The 17569-nt window shown below is 44.9% G+C and carries 14 protein-coding genes; 8 read left to right on the plus strand and 6 right to left on the minus strand.

Annotated elements, in window-relative coordinates:
* Positions 1 to 90: 90 nt before the first annotated feature.
* Together ACFQZI_RS16085 and dapF are read right to left on the minus strand one after the other, a co-directional pair.
* Positions 91 to 2994, minus strand: coding sequence for a DEAD/DEAH box helicase (locus tag ACFQZI_RS16085; RefSeq protein ID WP_377144240.1), 2904 nt, complete (start codon positions 2992 to 2994; stop codon positions 91 to 93).
* 195 nt (positions 2995 to 3189) lie between these two features.
* The gene (gene dapF / locus ACFQZI_RS16090; protein ID WP_377144242.1) at positions 3190 to 3978 is read right to left on the minus strand and encodes a diaminopimelate epimerase; all 789 of its coding nucleotides are present in this window, start codon (positions 3976 to 3978) and stop codon (positions 3190 to 3192) included.
* A 184-nt stretch (positions 3979 to 4162) separates the two neighbouring features.
* Here dapF and ACFQZI_RS16095 point away from each other — a divergent pair, with 184 nt between their 5' ends.
* Entirely contained in the window at positions 4163 to 5689 is a 1527-nt protein-coding gene (locus tag ACFQZI_RS16095; protein WP_377144244.1) for a Do family serine endopeptidase, read from the plus strand.
* Positions 5690 to 5875: 186 nt separating this feature from the next.
* Here the strand turns inward: ACFQZI_RS16095 and dtd are convergent, their stop codons facing one another.
* Positions 5876 to 6328, minus strand: coding sequence for a D-aminoacyl-tRNA deacylase (gene dtd, locus ACFQZI_RS16100; RefSeq protein WP_377144246.1), 453 nt, complete (start codon positions 6326 to 6328; stop codon positions 5876 to 5878).
* Positions 6329 to 6430: 102 nt separating this feature from the next.
* The gene (gene rsgA, locus ACFQZI_RS16105) at positions 6431 to 7348 is read right to left on the minus strand and encodes a ribosome small subunit-dependent GTPase A (protein WP_377144248.1); all 918 of its coding nucleotides are present in this window, start codon (positions 7346 to 7348) and stop codon (positions 6431 to 6433) included.
* 244 nt (positions 7349 to 7592) lie between these two features.
* On the opposite strand from rsgA, the gene thrA reads away from it, so the two are divergent.
* The 5 genes from thrA (at position 7593) to ACFQZI_RS16130 (ending at position 13597) form a co-directional block, all read left to right on the plus strand.
* Positions 7593 to 10043 (plus strand): bifunctional aspartate kinase/homoserine dehydrogenase I, encoded by a 2451-nt coding sequence (thrA, locus tag ACFQZI_RS16110; RefSeq protein ID WP_377144949.1) that lies wholly within the window; start codon positions 7593 to 7595, stop codon positions 10041 to 10043.
* Positions 10044 to 10139: 96 nt separating this feature from the next.
* A complete protein-coding gene (locus ACFQZI_RS16115; RefSeq protein ID WP_377144250.1) occupies positions 10140 to 11126 on the plus strand; it encodes a homoserine kinase in 987 nt (328 codons plus the stop codon).
* 122 nt (positions 11127 to 11248) lie between these two features.
* On the plus strand, positions 11249 to 12559 hold the full coding sequence (gene thrC / locus ACFQZI_RS16120) for a threonine synthase (RefSeq protein ID WP_377144252.1): 1311 nt from the start codon (positions 11249 to 11251) through the stop codon (positions 12557 to 12559).
* The gene (locus ACFQZI_RS16125; protein WP_377144254.1) at positions 12552 to 12986 is read left to right on the plus strand and encodes a hypothetical protein; all 435 of its coding nucleotides are present in this window, start codon (positions 12552 to 12554) and stop codon (positions 12984 to 12986) included. Before thrC ends, ACFQZI_RS16125 begins: the two co-directional genes overlap by 8 nt.
* Entirely contained in the window at positions 12983 to 13597 is a 615-nt protein-coding gene (locus ACFQZI_RS16130) for an HAD family hydrolase (protein ID WP_377144256.1), read from the plus strand. Before ACFQZI_RS16125 ends, ACFQZI_RS16130 begins: the two co-directional genes overlap by 4 nt.
* Before the next feature lie 55 nt (positions 13598 to 13652).
* On the opposite strand, the gene ACFQZI_RS16135 is transcribed toward ACFQZI_RS16130, so the two are convergent.
* Together ACFQZI_RS16135 and ACFQZI_RS16140 are read right to left on the minus strand one after the other, a co-directional pair.
* Complete coding sequence (locus ACFQZI_RS16135) at positions 13653 to 15953, minus strand: TonB-dependent receptor (RefSeq protein ID WP_377144258.1); 2301 nt, start codon at positions 15951 to 15953, stop codon at positions 13653 to 13655.
* Positions 15954 to 16015: 62 nt separating this feature from the next.
* Positions 16016 to 16345, minus strand: a complete 330-nt coding sequence (locus tag ACFQZI_RS16140; RefSeq protein ID WP_377144260.1) for a hypothetical protein — start codon at positions 16343 to 16345, stop codon at positions 16016 to 16018.
* A gap of 134 nt (positions 16346 to 16479) precedes the next feature.
* Between ACFQZI_RS16140 and ACFQZI_RS16145 the strand changes: the two genes are divergently transcribed.
* Both ACFQZI_RS16145 and ACFQZI_RS16150 read left to right on the plus strand, forming a co-directional pair.
* Positions 16480 to 16833: a hypothetical protein gene (locus ACFQZI_RS16145; RefSeq protein ID WP_377144262.1), complete on the plus strand. Its 354-nt coding sequence runs from the start codon at positions 16480 to 16482 to the stop codon at positions 16831 to 16833.
* A 13-nt stretch (positions 16834 to 16846) separates the two neighbouring features.
* Entirely contained in the window at positions 16847 to 17557 is a 711-nt protein-coding gene (locus tag ACFQZI_RS16150) for a peptidylprolyl isomerase (protein ID WP_377144264.1), read from the plus strand.
* Positions 17558 to 17569 lie beyond the last annotated feature (12 nt).

Genomic DNA, 17569 nt, shown 5'->3' on the forward strand with positions numbered 1-17569 from the left:
ACAAAGCCATTGATTGTTAGACGCTTACAAAAAACAGGCTGCATGTGCAAACGTGAACGTGAACATTTTCTTCCTGATTTGCAAGTATGGCTATCCCAATATCTCCTTAATATCATCAGCCGTAAGCGACTTAATAAAGCTGTCTTCGGTAGTGATAAGCGCGCGCGACAGGCTTAGCTTGCGTTGCTGCAGGGCCAGTATCTTTTCTTCCACCGTATCTTTGGTGATGAATTTATAAATGAACACATTTTTGGTTTGCCCAATGCGGTGTGTGCGGTCAATAGCCTGCTGCTCTACAGCCGGGTTCCACCATGGGTCGAGGATAAAAACGTAATCGGCTTCGGTAAGGTTAAGGCCCACACCACCGGCCTTTATCGAGATTAAAAACACCCTTGTTTTTTTATCTTCCTGGAACTGTTTTACCACATCGCCGCGGTTTTGCGTGCCGCCATCCAGGTAAACATACGGGATACCTTCTTTGTCGAAATGGTTGCGGTATATGGAAAGCTGCTTCACAAATTGCGAAAACACTAACACCTTGTGCCCCCCATCTAAAACATTTGCCAGGGTATGCACCACGTTTTCAAATTTGCCGCTATCGCCCTCATATTCTTCATCTATCATAGATGGGTGGTTGGCTATCTGACGTAGCTTAATTAAGCCCTGTAATACCTGGATCTGGGTTTTGGCATAGGTGCCATCTTCGATACTGCGCAGCAACTCGTTGCGGTATTCTGATTTTATAGTGTCGTACACCTCAGCCTGTTCTTCGCTCATTTCGCAATAGAAAAGGGTTTCGGTTTTGGGCGGCAGCTCGGTGGCTACCTGTTCTTTAGTGCGGCGCAGCACAAAGGGTTTAATGATAGCCTGCAGCTTGCGGGCTTTATCCTCATCCTTCTTTTTCTCGATAGGTGTCACAAATTCATTCTGAAAAAATTGCTGTGACCCCAACAAGCCGGGGTTGATGAATGACATTTGCGTCCATAGGTCGTTAACGGAGTTTTCTACCGGTGTACCGCTCAATATCAGCTTAAACCTCGATTTTAATTGCCTTACCGACTGGAATGATTTTGACGACGGGTTTTTGATGTTCTGGCTTTCATCCAATATCACGTAGTCAAAAAAATAGGCCTTAAACATTTCTATATCTATACGGCTGATGCCATAGGTGGTTATCACCACGTCGTAATTGGCAAACACCTCTGCCGACTTATAGCGGAATGCCCCGGTATGCACCATCAGCCGCAGTTGCGGCGCGAATTTTTTGGCTTCGTTAAGCCAGTTATATATCAGCGAGGTAGGCATGATAACCAGCGATGTGGCCTTGCTGCCTGTAGCTTCCGTATCTTCTTTATGTTTTTGCAGTAGCGCAAGCGTCTGGATGGTTTTACCAAGGCCCATATCATCGGCCAAGCAGCCGCCAAAATGGTAATCCTTTAAAAAATGGAACCAGTTGTACCCCGCCTTTTGATAGGGCCGTAAACTGCCCGCGAAATTAACCGGCATAGCCACATCTTCGGTTTCCTCAAAATCGGATAGTTTTTGCAGTTTACGGGTCATAGCTACTTCGGCCATCTCACCATCGCTTAGGTCGTTAACCAGGCCTATATGGTGCCTGCGCAGTTTCAATTCGTCGCCGCCCTCGCTAAAGTGCAGCAAGTTGCCGTATTGAGAGAACCAGCTTTCGGGTATCACCGCAATTTCTCCGGAAGGCAGTGTAAATTCCTTTTTATGGCTAAGGATGTGGTTCTTTAGTTGGATGAACGGTATACGGTACGGGCCAAAATAAACCACGGCGTTTATATCAAACCAATCGTTGTTCTCGCTTATTTCCAAGTCGATCTTGGTGTTACCAAATACATAGCGTTTTTGTCCGTCCGGCTGTTCAATTTCAAAGCCTTTTTCAATCAGTTCGTCGTGATGCTGATTAAGCCATTCAAACACCGGGAACGAGCGGTCGCCCTCTTCATGATGATGATTAGCCACCTCGAGGTTCTGGAACAACGATGACACTGTTTTTAAACCCATGGCTTCCAACTGGGCCAGCTTACCTTTCTCCCAGGTTACAGACCGTTTGATCCGATGAAAAAGGTAATCATCGCCTGTTTTCTCCATGCGGACGGAAACCGTCCTGCCATCCCCGTAGGGGAAAATATAGCCTGCATATTTAAAATACAGTTGCAGCTGCGATGTGCCGCCCTCTACATATATTGGTTTTAGGAATGCCGTTGCATCATACTTTTCGGTATTGATGGTAAAGCCCTCGGCGTATACGTTATGTTTTTCTATCAGCGGGGCGACAAACTTTTCAAAGTAAGATTGCTCTGACGATTTGGGGATAGATATAAAGCGTTTATTAAGAAACGGCTGCAGCTTTTTACCCTCTATCTCCTTGTCAAAATAATATAAGGTATCGTCAAGCAGCATCCACGCGGGGTGGTTACAAATTACCTCAGCATCTTTAAACATAAACTCGATGCGCATGCCCTGATACTTGATGGTAGGAAAATAGCGGATCTCCTCTTCGTTACGCCTGAAGTGGAACAGTACCGATGCCGGCTCATCTGCAATGTGCACTTTGCGACCCGCAGGGTAGCCCTCTTTGCTCATGACGTAAATTTGCTTCTGGCTGCTTCCTAAAAGTGATAGGGCCTCTACCAGCTTCTTTTCTATTTTGGGCCGTATGGTGTCAAAAAGCTGATCGGTAAAGATCTTGGCAAAAAACTCGAACGGGCGGATGGGCTTTTTATAGTATTTTTTAATAACGTTACCCTGCTCAATATCCTCTAAAACCTTAATAAGCTTACGGTCGGTTTCATCAATGCAACTCGCAAACTCTTCAGCTGTATTGGAGAACAGGCGCTGGTGGGTAAAAGAAAATTCGCCGTTGGGGTTTAGCTGTACAACATGCGGTTCTATAACGTACGACAGGTAATCGTGCCGGGCAATGGCATAAATAAGTTGGCAGGGCTTAGTACTGTCTACACGTAACATTAACTCTTCTTAGGTAAAAAAATTAATGAAAGCTACGCTGAGAAAAAATTCAAACGTAAATAGAATTTACATCAACTAAAAGTTTTTAGCTGTAAAAATTTGTTAACAGGAGTTATTAACCGCATTTTGTCATAGTGAACTTGTCAAACCATTAGCAAATTAGGGAGTTTTCGACCGGCTCAGACTGACGTCAATTTACAATTCTATCGTTCCCTCAAAAACCAATTCTGCCGGCCCTTCTAAAAAGATATTGCTGAATTTTTCACCGTCGTAATTAAAACGGATGTTAAGGTCGCCGCCTAAAACTTTAATGGGGGTTGTTATTGCCCCTGTTTGATGGTTGTTTTTGGCCATGGCCAGTGCTACTGCGGTTACACCTGTACCGCAGGCGTAGGTTTCGTTCTCCACACCGCGTTCAAAGGTGCGTACAAAGTAGCTATCGTCGCTGGTCTTTTCTACAAAGTTTACGTTAATGCCTTCCTGCTTGTAAGTAGGATTATTACGGATGGCATAACCCTCGTTATAAACATCTTTAACCTTTAGGTTGGTGGCTAATTTAACATAATGTGGCGATCCTGTATTTAACACGTACGCTTCTCCATCTTGGTTAATATCGCTAACATCTATCATTTGCAGGCTAACCCAATTACCCGTTTCTGAAATTTTGGCATGATGCACACCATCTGTAGCAAGAAATTTTGTCGTATCGTTTATAACCCCCAAATGTTTGGCAAAAGCCACTATACAACGGCCACCATTACCGCACATGCTGCCTTCGTTACCATCGGCGTTATAATAAACCATCCTGAAATCAAAACCCGGCTCATTCTCCAACAGCATCAGGCCATCGCCACCAATACCAAAACGCCTGTCGCACAACCGCTCAACAGCCTGTTTATCAATATCTTTGAGGTCGCCTTCGCGGTTGTCAATTAATACAAAATCGTTGCCGGCGCCCTGGTATTTATAAAATTTTATTTGCACAATGGTTGCGTGTATTGGTCGTTAAATACATGAGTATAGCAATACGTAACAAATATAGCTTGCCAGTACTCTTAATTTAACAAATTTTAACAATATTACATATACCTTATTATTGATAATATCGTCTATATGGTATTAAATTTGAAACCCATATTAAAAAAGCAAAAGATTAATTGAAGATAATATGAAAAAAATTGGTTTAACATTATTAACCGCCTTTGCAGGCGGTGCTATGGCGTTAGGCGTATATAAACTTGTAGAAAACAAGTATGCCGACAACATGAGCATAGAGGATAAACAAAAGGTTTACTTTGCGAGCAATCGCCCTAACGCGCCGGTGGTATCATCGGCCGGTTCGGTAGATTTTACGCAGGCAGCTGCTGATGTAACCCCGGCTGTAGTATATATCCGTACAACTTATTCAGATAGAAGCAACGGCCGACAAGATCAGTTCGAAGAAATGTTTGGGCAGATGTTTGGCCAGCGTATGCGCCCTCAGGGCCCTCAAATGGCATCAGGTTCCGGCGTTATTATTTCTCCTGACGGGTACATTGTTACTAACAACCACGTAGTGGCAAAGGCAGAGAAGATCCAGATCGTTACTAACGACCACCGCCAGTTTGAGGCTAAAATTATTGGTACCGATCCTAACACCGACCTTGCCCTGATTAAAATTGAGGGCAACAACCTGCCTATTGTGAAATTAGGCAACTCTGATGCTGTACGTGTAGGTGAGTGGGTATTAGCCGTTGGTAACCCTTTTAAACTTAATTCAACCGTTACTGCGGGGATTGTTAGTGCTAAAGGCCGCCAAATTAATATTATTGGGCATGATGACGACGAGAACCAGTTCCCTGTAAGGCAACAGGAAACCCCTACACTTAGAAAAGGTATCGAGTCGTTCATCCAAACAGATGCGGCTATTAACCCTGGTAACAGCGGTGGCGCATTGGTAAATACTGCCGGTGAGCTAATTGGTATTAACGCTGCTATAGCATCGCATACCGGCTCTTACGAAGGCTATGGCTTTGCTATCCCTATCAACCTGGCTAAAAAGGTACTGAACGATATTAAAAAATACGGTACAGTTAAGCGTGGTTATGTTGGTATTGGATTTGCCGACTTGAGCGACCCTGAGCAAGCTAAACAAGTTGGTAGCGATAAAACAAACGGTTTATATGTAACCAGCCTGATAACAGGTGGCGGTGCCGAACAGGCTGGTGTTAAAACAGGAGATATCATCACCAAGGTTGAAGGCAACCCTGTTTACGAATCATCTGACCTGCAGGAGCGTGTTGCACGTTTACAGCCGGGCGATAAGATCAACATAACTGTATTGCGTAACGGCAGCGAAAAAACATTCAACATTTCGCTTAAGGCAGAAGCACCTACAAATAAAACCGCAGCTGTTTCTAAATCAGCAGCTGAGTTGTTTAACAAGCTTGGAGCAAGTTTCCAACCGTTAAATGCAGCGCAAAAATCTAAGTTCCGCGTTAATAGTGGTGTATTGGTAACCCAGGTACGCCCGGGCGGTATTTTTGATGATACCGAGATCCCTGTAGGTTCGGTTATTACTTCCATCAACAAGCAGCCTATTAACAGCGTTGCCGATATGGACAAAGTAATTACCAGCTTAAAAAATGGCCGATTGATCATCACCGGTTATTACCCTGATGGCGGCAGCTTCAGCAATGTTTTTGAGGTTCAATGATTTATAAAAAATTAGTATTATGTAAAAGGCCCGGTTGGTATGACCGGGCCTTTTTTATGGAAGTTGACTCACCCCCAACCCCTCTCTGCTACGCAAAGAGGGGAGCAAAAGAATGGTTTTTTCACCCTCTTTGCAGAGAAGAGAGGGTCGACCAGCGAAGCGAAGTCGGGGTGAGTAAACTCTTAACTATTCCCTCACCTTCGTATCAATTGTTATGGTTACCGGTCCATCGTTTACCAGGCTTACTTTCATATCGGCGCCAAAGATGCCGGTTTGTATTTTTTTGCCGGTGATGGTTTCCAGCGTCTTTATCATTCGCTCATACATAGGTATTGCCTTATCCGGCCTTGCCGCACGGATGAACGATGGGCGGTTACCCTTTTTTGTAGCCGCAAAAAGCGTGAACTGCGAGATGAGCAGTATCTCGCCATCAACATCGGCCAGGGCTTTATTCATTAGTCCGTTCTCGTCGCTAAACACGCGCAGCCCGGCTATTTTTGGGGCCAGCCATTGCAGGTCCTCGTCCGTATCAGCATCCTCAATGCCCAGTAAAATCATAAACCCAATGCCAATTTGCCCGGTAATGCTACCATCTACCTTGCATGATGCTTCTGAAACCCGTTGTATTACTGCACGCATATTTGAATAGATTCAGGAAGTCAAGACACAGGAGTCAAGACCTCATTTTAAGTTGCTAATTTTTTTGTCTTGATTCTTGATTCTAAATTCTTAACTCTTCCACTAAGCCCTCGTATCATTCCCATGATAAATACTCAAATAGCTATCGTAACGCGATGATGCAATCTCTCCATTTTCTAATGCATCCAGCACGGCGCAACCCGGCTCGTTTATATGGCGACAGTTATTGAAGCGGCAATCGTGCATACGCTCGCGCATTTCTGGGAAGAAATGGCTTAGCACTTCTTTCTCAATATCTATCACGCCCAACTCGCGGATGCCCGGGGTATCGATAATGTATCCGCCTTGGGGGAGTTCGAACATTTCGGCAAAGGTGGTGGTATGCATGCCTTTGTCGCTCCATTCAGATACCATGTGCGTGCGCAAATCAAGGTCGGGCAGCAGGCGGTTTATCAGGCTGGACTTACCCACGCCCGAGTGGCCCGAGAATAGCGTCACCTTATCTTTTAGCAAATCCTGTACTTCATCAATATTAGTACCTTCTAACGCAGAAACAGAATAGCATGGATAGCCTATATTCTTGTAAATGGATTGATATTCGGCCAGTATCTCCAAACCTTCATCGCTAAAAAGATCCAGTTTGTTAAATATTAAACAAGCGGGAATGTCATAAGCTTCGGCTGTAACCAAAAATCGGTCGATAAAACCAAGCGAGGTTCGGGGCGAAGCAAGGGTAACCACTAAAAGCGCCCTGTCCAGGTTGGCAGCAATGATCTGCGCCTGCTTAGAAAGATTAATAGCCTTACGTATAATATAGTTTTTACGCTGATGCAAATTGGTGATAACACCTGTACCCTGTTCGGGCTCCATATCAAAATCAACCACGTCGCCAACCGCAAGCGGGTTAGTGGTAGTAATACCCTTGATCCGGAATTTACCCTTGATGCGGCAGTCGAAGGTTTCGTCGCCGCTTCTTACCTGGTACCAGCTCCCGGTCGATTTTGTTATCAGTCCCTGCATAAGTGCGCAATTTAGGAAAGATAAAAGGCATTGAAAAAATAAAACACGTTTACATTTGGTATTTAAAATAAAATCTACTTACTTTACCGACATAATATATATGACAATTAACAACACCACAATTATTACCATTATTACCACCGGGATAAATTTCGGAGGAAGATAATCGTATGGTGTAAAAATATAAACAAACCAAATGAAAGCCTTCCTCCGCAAAGAGGAAGGCTTTTTTATTATCACGAAAATGAAGATTTTAAAATTCGGTGGCACTTCGGTAGGTTCAGTAAACAGTATCAAAACCCTGCTTGATATTTTAAAGGATGAGGATAAACCCAATAGTCGCCCGGTGGTAGTCTTATCGGCAATGGGTGGGGTAACCAACCTGCTGGTATCAATGGCTGAGGATGCTGCAAATGGCAAAGAGTTTACCGCGCAGCTTGCAGAGCTCGAAAAACGCCACTTCGATGCCGTGAAAGCCCTGCTTGATGTACAGAACCAGAACCCTGCGTACACCCGTTTAAAGATCCACTTCAACCAGCTTGAAGAATTACTGCAGGGCGTACTTACCTTGCGCGAACTTACGCCTAAAACCCGCGACCAGATCTTAAGCTATGGCGAGCGTTGCTCGGCATTAATGGTGAGCAAAATTGCTGCGCAGCATTTTAAAAATGTACTTTTCGTAGATGCGTCAGAGCTGATCAAAACCGATAGCTCGTTCGGCAACGCCAAGGTAAACAGTGAGCTGACCGAACTGTTGATAAAAACTTTTTACCGGGAAAACAGCGACAAGCTGCTGATCGTGACCGGATTTATTGCGGGCAACGACGCCGGGCAGATAACCACCCTTGGCCGTGGCGGCAGCGATTATACCGCGGCCATCTTTGGTTCGGCGCTTAACGCGGAAGAGATCCAGATCTGGACGGATGTAAACGGCATGATGACCGCCGACCCGCGCATGGTGCAAAAAGCCTTCCCGCTGGAAGAGCTAACTTATACCGAAGCAATGGAGCTTTCGTACTTCGGTGCCAAGGTGATATATCCGCCAACAATGATTCCCGCGTTCCTGAAAAAGATCCCTATAGTGATCAAAAACACCTTTGACCCGGCATTTGCAGGTACGGTTATCCGTCACGATTGTAAGGCATCCACTTTGCCTATCAAGGGCATTTCGTCTATCAATAACATCAGCATCCTCAATTTAGAGGGTAGCGGAATGGTAGGTAAATCGGGCTTTAGCGGCAGGTTATTCTCATTGCTGGCGAGGGAGCAGATCAATATTATCCTCATCACCCAATCATCATCTGAGCACAGCATAACTTTTGCCGTGCAGCCAAACGAGGTTGAAAAAGCCAAGCTGTTAATAGAGCAAGAGTTTGAACTGGAACTTTTAGCCAACAAGCTTGAGCCATTGGTAATAGAAAAAGACCAGGCCATACTTGCGGTGGTAGGCGAAAACATGAAGCAAACCCCTGGCATGAGTGGCAAGTTATTCCACGCGCTGGGCCGTAACGGTGTAAATGTTAGGGCTATTGCGCAGGGCTCATCGGAATACAATATATCGGTAATAATCTCAGCACATGATCTGGCCAAAGCCTTGAACGCGGTACATGACGCCTTCTTTATAGAGCTCACAAAAACGCTGCATGCATTCTGTTTAGGCACCGGCAATATCGGTAAAACGCTGTTTAACCAGCTTAACGCCCATAAAGACTTTCTACAGAAGAACAACGGAATCCAGGTGAAGATAGTGGGTATCAGCAACACCCGTAAAATGGTTTTCAATGCCGATGGACTGTCGCTCGATACCTGGCAGGACGACCTGCAGACTTCTGACCATGCTGCGGACCTGGCTGGTTTTGTGGCTAAGATGAAGGAACTAAACCTGCCTAACTGCGTGTTTATTGATAACACCGCCAGCCCGGCGCCCATCGCATTTTACGAGGAAGCTTTTAAATCGAATGTTTCGGTTGTAACCTGTAATAAGATCGGTAACTCGGCGTCGTTCGCGCAGTATAAAACCTTTAGGGATACCGCGCGCCGCCATGGGGTCGATTTCTTTTACGAAACCAATGTAGGTGCAGGTCTGCCCATCATCCGCACTTTAAAAGATTTGATGAGCAGCGGCGACCGCATCCAGCGGATAGAAGCTATTTTATCGGGCACTATCTCATTCATCTTTAATCATTTTAAGGGTGATGCTAATTTCCACGACGTAGTAAAAGAAGCGCAGGAAAAAGGCTATACCGAACCTGATCCGCGCGATGACCTGAGTGGTAAAGATTTTATGCGCAAGATATTGATCCTTGCCCGTGATGCAGGCCACGAAATGGAAGAGGCCGATGTGCAGATAGAAAGCGTATTGCCCAAAGCTTGTTTAGAAGCCCAAACTGTAGAAGATTTTTATGCCGCCCTTAAAGCAGAGGACGCATTCTTTACTAACTTAAAACAACAAGCAGAAAAAGATAAAAAGGTGTTACGCTACATAGGGAAGCTGGAAAACGGCAGGGCCTCCATCACCCTGCAAATGGTTGATGAGAACCATCCGTTCTACATGCTCAGCGGCAGCGATAATATTATATCTTTTACGACCGACAGATACAAAGAACGCCCGTTGGTTGTAAAAGGCCCCGGCGCAGGTGCAGAAGTAACCGCTGCCGGTGTATTTGCCGATCTGATAAATGTAGGAGCGAATTGAGCCCTAAGAGATAAGAATCAAGAGACAAGATGAAAAGTGCAGCGCCGGATTCCTTCTAAAGAGGGGGCAGGAGCGTGTTAATGAATAGCAATTAATATGAGTAACGATATACAAGATTTAAAACAGCCTGCGAAAGTGGGCAATAAGGTAGCAGATAGCATCCACGTATTTGCCCCGGCTACCGTTGCCAACGTAGTATGCGGGTTTGATGTGCTGGGCTTCGCGGTGAACGAACCCGGCGACGAGGTAATTATGCGCATTACCAACAAACCCGGTATTACCATTAGCAAAATTACCGGCGACGATGGGAGGCTACCGCTTAACCCTTCTAAAAATACAGTAAGCGTAAGTGTGGAACATTACCTGCGCAGTATCAGCAGGCTGGATATCGGCCTCGATATAGAGCTGCATAAAAAAATGCCGATAGGTAGTGGTTTAGGTTCCAGCTCGGCCAGTACGGTTGCGGGATTATTTGCCATCAAAACCTTATTAGGTGATGACACCGATCCATCAACCCTGTTGCCTTTCGCCATGAAGGGCGAGGAAATGGCTTGTGGCCATGGTCACGCGGATAATGTGGCGCCGGCGTTACTTGGTGGCTTTGTATTGATCCGTAGTTATGAGCCATTGGATGTGGTTAGGTTACCACACCCTAAAAACTTGTGGTGTGCCGTAGTTTTCCCGGATGTGGATGTGCCTACGCGCGAAGCCCGGCAGATCATCCGTAAGAACATCCAGATGAAGGATGCGGTAACCCAGTGGGGGAATATTGCAGGCCTGGTAAGCGGCTTATTTATGCAGGATATTGACCTGATTGGCCGAAGCATGCAGGATGTTTTAGTAGAGCCAGTACGTAGTATGCTCATCCCCGATTTTTATGAGATGCGCCAGATGGCTATGGACCTGGGCGCAGTAAGTTTTGGCATTTCGGGTTCGGGCCCATCAGTATTCGCGTTTACCCGCGATGAGGACGCGGCAAAACGCATTACCCATAAATTGCAGAAACATTTAACCAATATAAAAATAGGCTCTAACGGTTATGTATCAACCATAAATGATGCAGGGCCGAGGGTTTTGGGATAAGAAGCCCCACCCAAACCCTCCCCGAGAAGGAGGGCTTTATGAAAGAAGCGGGAACAAAAGAAAATATTTAAACACATAAAAATTTAAAGTCTCCCCTTTCGGGGGAGATTTAGAGGGGGCTTATGAAATTCTACAGCACTAACAATACAGATTTAAGAGTTGGCTTCAAAGAGGCAGTTTTTAACAGCATGCCGCAGGATAAAGGTTTATACATGCCGGTGCAGATCCCACGGCTTGAAGATAAATTCCTGAATAACCTCGATCAATATACTTTACCCGAGATTGCGTTCCACGTGGCACAAAACCTCTTGGGCGATGACATCCCTGCGGATGACCTGAAAGCTATTATCCATGATGCTATTAACTTTTACGCGCCCGTTGTTAAATTGGAAGATAACGTGTACGTTCTGGAGCTTTTCCACGGCCCGTCGCTGGCATTCAAAGATTTTGGGGCGCGTTTTATGAGCCGCGTAATGAGCTACTTTTTAGAAGAGGGCGAAAAGCAACTGGACGTACTGGTGGCTACATCGGGCGATACGGGCGGTGCCGTTGCGCTTGGTTTTTTAGGCGTACCCAACACAAGGGTTACCATTCTTTACCCGAAAGGCAAGGTGAGCCAGATCCAGGAATTGCAGTTAACAACCAACGGCCAGAACATTCGCGCATTAGAAATTGATGGCACCTTTGATGACTGCCAGGCATTGGTTAAACAAGCCTTTACAGATAAGGAATTGAATGAGCATTTCCGCCTTACATCGGCAAATTCTATCAATATCGCGCGACTTATTCCCCAAACGTTTTACTATTTTAATGCCTATGCCCAATTGCTTCGCGAGGGCATCAGCAAAGTTGTATTTGCGGTGCCAAGCGGTAACTTTGGCAATATTGGCGCTGGTTTATTAGCATGGAAGATGGGCTTGCCTGTAGAACAATTTATAGCGGCAACTAACGCTAATGATACGGTGCCTGCATTTTTAAAGACCGGCGTTTATCAGCCTAAACCATCAGTGGCAACCCTTTCAAACGCTATGGATGTAGGCAACCCAAGCAACTGGGTGCGCATTGCAGATATGTTTAAAGAAGATCCCGCGGCGCTAAAGAAACTTATAGTGGGTTATACATATAGCGATGAGGATACATTGCGAGCAATAGAGGCCATATCTAAGCAGTACAATTATATAGCCTGCCCGCATACCGCTATTGCATGGAAAGCGTTGAATGCCTATCAACAACAAAATGAAGCTAAGGGTGCCACCGGTGTATTTTTATCAACCGCGCACCCGTGCAAGTTCCCGGATGTGTTTACACCGGAGCAAGCAGATAAGATTAACATACCCGAACAGGTGACCGCCCTGGAGAAAAAAGCACATCAGGCAACAAGTTTAGGTACAAGCTTTGAAGAATTTAAAGGATATTTGCTAAATAATGCTTAGCAATATTACCATGTTCAAAAGTGCTGTTTTAAAAGTTTTTACTGTTATTTTATTTTTTGTGGCCCTAACCGGCTGCGACGTAAAAAAAGAAAAATTTACCACCCAAGGTTGGGATGATGGCGATGGCCTCACATTCCCAAGGCGAGAAGGCATGCTTGACGACCTGCTGGCTACACATAAGCTTAAGGGACTAACGTTTAAACAAGCGGTGGGCTTGTTAAAATACCCGCAGCGCAACGGCTTTACCGAAAAGAAATTTGAATACGAAATAATACGCAAGATGGACGGCATAGATACCGTTTATGCCAAAAGCCTGGTTTTATATCTTAATAAAGATTCGGTTGTAAGCGATTACAAGATCATTGAAAAAGACAATAAGGAAAAGCTAAACGAAAAACACGAGAAGCAGAAGGCCGATAAAAAATGATCGATACTATCATATTTGACCTGGGTGCGGTTCTTATAGATTGGAACCCGCGTTACCTCTACAGTAAAATCTTTTCCAGTGAAGAAGAAATGGCAGCGTTTCTGGCTAACATTGCCACACCCGATTGGAACGAAGAGCAGGATGCCGGGCGGCCCTTACAGGAGGGAACAGATCTACTGGTTGCCCAACACCCACACCACGAAACAAATATACGGGCCTTTTATACCCGGTGGGATGAAATGCTTGGCGACGCAATTGAGGGCACAGTAGAAATCTTAAAAAAATTAAAAGATAGCGGCAAATACAAAATTTACGCGCTCACCAATTGGTCGGCAGAGACATTTCCGGTTGCATTAGAGCGCTACCATTTCTTAAGCTGGTTTGACGGCATTGTGGTATCAGGAACAGAGAAAATGCGTAAACCGGCCCCTGCTTTTTATCGGCTGTTATTAGACAGGTATAAGGTTACGCCCAAAAAGGCTTTGTTTATTGATGATAACCTCCGTAATGTACTGGCGGCAGAAAAACTGGGCATCAAATCCATCCACTTCACTTCGCCGGAAAGTTTGAAGAGAGATCTGGAAATTCTAGGGATCAACCGATCTCATTAAAAAGCGAAAGCCCGGTAACTACTCCGGGCCTTCTTTCTAACTAAACTAACTATACTTATTTATTGGTTCCAAAGGGTATATAAACCCCAAAGGTTATGTTACGGCCCATATTGTAAACCCCGTAGGTTGGGTCTTCCTGGCTGTAGCGGCCCGGCCTTAGGCGGCTTAAGGCATCGTAATATGCTTTATTGGTAAGGTTGGTGCCCGATACATAAAGCTTAAAAGGCTGCTTACCAATATTAAAAGTTGCGCCTACACCGGCATTAAGCAAAGTATAACCATCGGTTGGTGTTTCAAAGGTGGCGTCTATACGGTTCTGTTTAAAAAAGTTATCTATCCCGGCATAAAAATAAAAATCTTTAATTCCTTTTACCTTGGGTTCAAAGCGCAGGGTATTGTGCAATGTACCGGCTGGTATCAACGGCAATGGCCTGTCGAATGATGTGTTTTGCGCGCGGGTATAACTAAAGGTATTCTCGAAATGAATGAACGATACAGGGTGCAAGGTTAGGTTACCTTCAAAACCATATAGGTTAGCGTTTACTTGTCCGTAACGATAAGTGTCAAACTCCCTCGGCAAACCGGTTCCTTCATCAATAACCGTTGTTTGCTCCTTATTGGTGTTTGAGGCATAAATGAAGTTATGGATATAGTTTTCATAGATGCCAAGGCTACCGGTTACAACGCCCGATCCATACTCTAATGTGGCATCTGCCTGGTAGCTTCTTTCGGGGCTAAGGTTGGCATCGCCAATTTCGTAACGGCTTGTGCCCTCGTGTACACCATTGCTACCTAACTCGGCCGGGTTTGGCGCACGGAAGGCGGAACCGGCGTTAGCCTTAAAGCTTAACACATCGTTAAAGATGTGGGTGTATCCCAAAGCTGCGCTTACGTTAGAAAACTTATTATCGAACCCAACAAATATCGGGTCGCCGGCATCATCATTTTGAGCTTTGCCTTTATTTTTAACATAGTCGAAACGGGCGCCCGCGCTGAATGTATTTTGGCCCCATACTTTTTTGGCATACACAAACGCCCCGGTGCTATACTCGTCATAAGCGGGTATCAATAACTCTTCTCCCAGGTTAACACTGTGGCTCAGGCTACTACTCAGGCCTATTACCGGGTGCCATCCGTTACTTTCGCGCAGGTAATATTTCGCGTCAAGCGAGTAGGTGTTCATATCAAAGAACAGGTTGGGCGTAGGGTTTTCCTCCAGCTCGCGTCGCTGATTTTTTTGATAACCCAGATCTAATTTTAACGAACTCCCCCCAAACTGAAAATTATTATTTAACGCAATTTTATAATGGCGTATGTCCTGGCGTGGGTAGTCTATTGTGCGGCTTTTGTTGTCGTTGTAAAGCGGGTCGCCCGGTTCGGCATCATAAAAGCCTATGTTATCTTTAAAATAAGAGAAGTTTAGATGCGAGTACCCCCATGATTTATTTAAGCCCAGCATACCGCTTACATTGGTTTGGTTAAAACCACTGTTAATGTAACGGCCGGCCGGCGTATTAAATGAGTAAGCATTTTGATAAGTTCCGCGGCCCCTCCAAACAAAACCGTTTTGGTTACCGCTTAGCATAACTGATGTGTTGCTTAAACCATTATTGGTAGAGTAGTTGGTTAAAAACTCGCCGGCGATGTTGCCTTCAGATGGCGTTGGCGGATCAATAACATTGATAACACCGCCTAACGCGTCAGACCCATATTGCAAAGATGCCGCACCACGCAAAACCTCTACACGGCCTGCGGCAAACTGGTCCATCTCTATACCGTGCTCATCTCCCCATTGCTGGCCTTGCTGTTTAACACCATCGTTTAGGGTAACCACGCGGTTATAGCTTAACCCGCGTATTACAGGTTTTGATATGGCCTGGCTGGTGGTTATCTGGCTTACGCCAGGCACCTGCCTTGCCAACGCATCAATTAAATTGGTTGATGATACCTGTAATTGTTCTTTAGTAACAACCGATGCCGACGTACTATTGCTGCGACTGCCCGATGTAATAGGTGTACCGGTAATGACCACCTCGCGCGATTCGATAACGCTAGGCTGCAATGCAAACACTAATGGCGCGTTCGATGAAAAATCTACCGTTTGTGTTAACGTTTTATAGCTCAGGTATTGTACCTGTACCACAAAGCGGCCTTTTGCCGGTATGGATTTAAATGAAAACTCACCATTGATATTAGTGGCCACAGAAAGGCGCAGATCGGGGATGCTAACGGTGGCGCCAATAAGCGGTTCGTTACTTTTGGCATCAACAACCTTCCCCTTAAAATCTATAACATCTGCAAATGCAGAAAATTGAACGAACAAAAATATAAAGCAATATAAAAGCTTAAGTTTCATAATAGTAATTTAAATAATACTGAAAAATACTGCGAAAGCAGCGTTTGAAAACAGGTATAGTATTATGAAACTACTGGCGGGGCGCGTCCCTGAGATAGCACCAGGGACATACTTTTAAAATCGTACTCGAAAGTAACGAAAACGTGGTTAGACGGGGAAAAGGCAGTGTACTGAATATCGCCGGGCATTACCATATCAGTATGGTGCATGCTATCGCAAAGCTGGCATTTCTCTTTAAACTCCTGCTTTGATGAATTGTGGCAATCCGTACAATTCTTGGCGTGTATAGTTTTAATGATGTTGTGTTGATGGGCAAATACCATATACTGCCCTGTTATAAAACAGAGCATCAGCGCCCAGGCGCAAAAAATATTGTAAGTGCTTTTCTTCAAAACAAGTTTGTACTAATAATACACGGCAAAAGTAATTAATAATATATCAATCAAATTTAAAATAAGTAACAATCTTGTTAATTGGCAGGCCATATAAATGCTGATAACCGGGCTACATCAGTATATTTGCCTTAATGAAACCTGCCGAGATAAATTTGAAATGGGCCGCCCTGCAAGACAAGATCGCTTCCGAGTTTGATAACGAGAAACCGGATATTAAGGTGGTTTTATTTTTAATTGGCGTGCAGGAACTTGGGCAAGGCCCTCGTAAATTCAGCAAAAGGCAAAAGGAAGAGTTGATGCACATTGCTAATTGTAAACTTTTCAGCAAGATGGGCTTTTACGAGTTAGAGGGATTGGACCAGGATGGCTGGCCACACTGGAAATTGGTAAAGGTAGTGCCTAACTATACCTTGCTTGAACAGGAGATGTTAATTAAATCGCTGATAATTGACTATTTTAAGTCGGAAATGGAATGGATATTTTGATATAAACCTTAAAATGAAGAAACTTTTTACACTTTGTTTGCTGCTGCTTACCCTAAGCATCGCCTATGCCAAACCGCCAAAAAACCAATATGTACGTATTAAAACAAGCTACGGCAATGTAATCATTCGCCTGTATAACGAAACGCCTAAACATCGCGACAATTTTATTAAGCTTACAAAAGAGGGTTTCTACAATGGCACGTTTTTTCACAGGGTTATCCAAAACTTTATGATCCAGGGGGGTGACCCGGATTCGCGCGATACCGCGAAAAACAAACCCGGGGTTGAGCTGGGTAACGGCGATCTGAAATATACCGTGCCGGCCGAGTTTCGCGACAGCCTTTTCCATAAACGCGGCGTATTGGCCGCCGCACGTGATGATAACCCTGCAAAGGCATCAAGCGCATGCCAGTTTTACATTGTAGAAGGCAAACGCTGGACCAATGGAAAGCTGGATACATTAGAAATGACCCGCCTTAAAGGGCGCAAGATACCGGCATGGCAGCGCGATATTTATACCACCGTTGGCGGTGTGCCGCATCTCGATCAAAATTACACTGTTTATGGCGAGGTGGTAACGGGCATTGACATGGTTGATCAGATAGCGGCTGTTAAAAAAGATGCCCGCGACAGGCCCGATACCAATATCCCCATGACTGTAGAACTTTTAAGCAAAAAGGAATGCAAACAAATGGATGAATTGTTATGGCCCAGGGCAAAATAATGACGTCCTGTG

The organism is Mucilaginibacter lutimaris (assembly GCF_042676625.1).
GTDB lineage: Bacteria > Bacteroidota > Bacteroidia > Sphingobacteriales > Sphingobacteriaceae > Mucilaginibacter > Mucilaginibacter lutimaris.

What these genes read in the sequence shown, in the direction of transcription:
- ACFQZI_RS16085 (WP_377144240.1), bottom strand. Translation starts at nt 2,994, where the DNA reads ATGTTACGTGTAGACAGTACTAAGCCCTGCCAACTTATTTATGCCATT.
- ACFQZI_RS16095 (WP_377144244.1), top strand. Translation starts at nt 4,163, where the DNA reads ATGAAAAAAATTGGTTTAACATTATTAACCGCCTTTGCAGGCGGTGCT.
- dtd (WP_377144246.1), bottom strand. Translation starts at nt 6,328, where the DNA reads ATGCGTGCAGTAATACAACGGGTTTCAGAAGCATCATGCAAGGTAGAT.
- rsgA (WP_377144248.1), bottom strand. Translation starts at nt 7,348, where the DNA reads ATGCAGGGACTGATAACAAAATCGACCGGGAGCTGGTACCAGGTAAGA.
- thrA (WP_377144949.1), top strand. Translation starts at nt 7,593, where the DNA reads ATGAAGATTTTAAAATTCGGTGGCACTTCGGTAGGTTCAGTAAACAGT.
- ACFQZI_RS16115 (WP_377144250.1), top strand. Translation starts at nt 10,140, where the DNA reads ATGAGTAACGATATACAAGATTTAAAACAGCCTGCGAAAGTGGGCAAT.
- thrC (WP_377144252.1), top strand. Translation starts at nt 11,249, where the DNA reads ATGAAATTCTACAGCACTAACAATACAGATTTAAGAGTTGGCTTCAAA.
- ACFQZI_RS16125 (WP_377144254.1), top strand. Translation starts at nt 12,552, where the DNA reads ATGCTTAGCAATATTACCATGTTCAAAAGTGCTGTTTTAAAAGTTTTT.
- ACFQZI_RS16130 (WP_377144256.1), top strand. Translation starts at nt 12,983, where the DNA reads ATGATCGATACTATCATATTTGACCTGGGTGCGGTTCTTATAGATTGG.
- ACFQZI_RS16135 (WP_377144258.1), bottom strand. Translation starts at nt 15,953, where the DNA reads ATGAAACTTAAGCTTTTATATTGCTTTATATTTTTGTTCGTTCAATTT.
- ACFQZI_RS16145 (WP_377144262.1), top strand. Translation starts at nt 16,480, where the DNA reads ATGAAACCTGCCGAGATAAATTTGAAATGGGCCGCCCTGCAAGACAAG.
- ACFQZI_RS16150 (WP_377144264.1), top strand. Translation starts at nt 16,847, where the DNA reads ATGAAGAAACTTTTTACACTTTGTTTGCTGCTGCTTACCCTAAGCATC.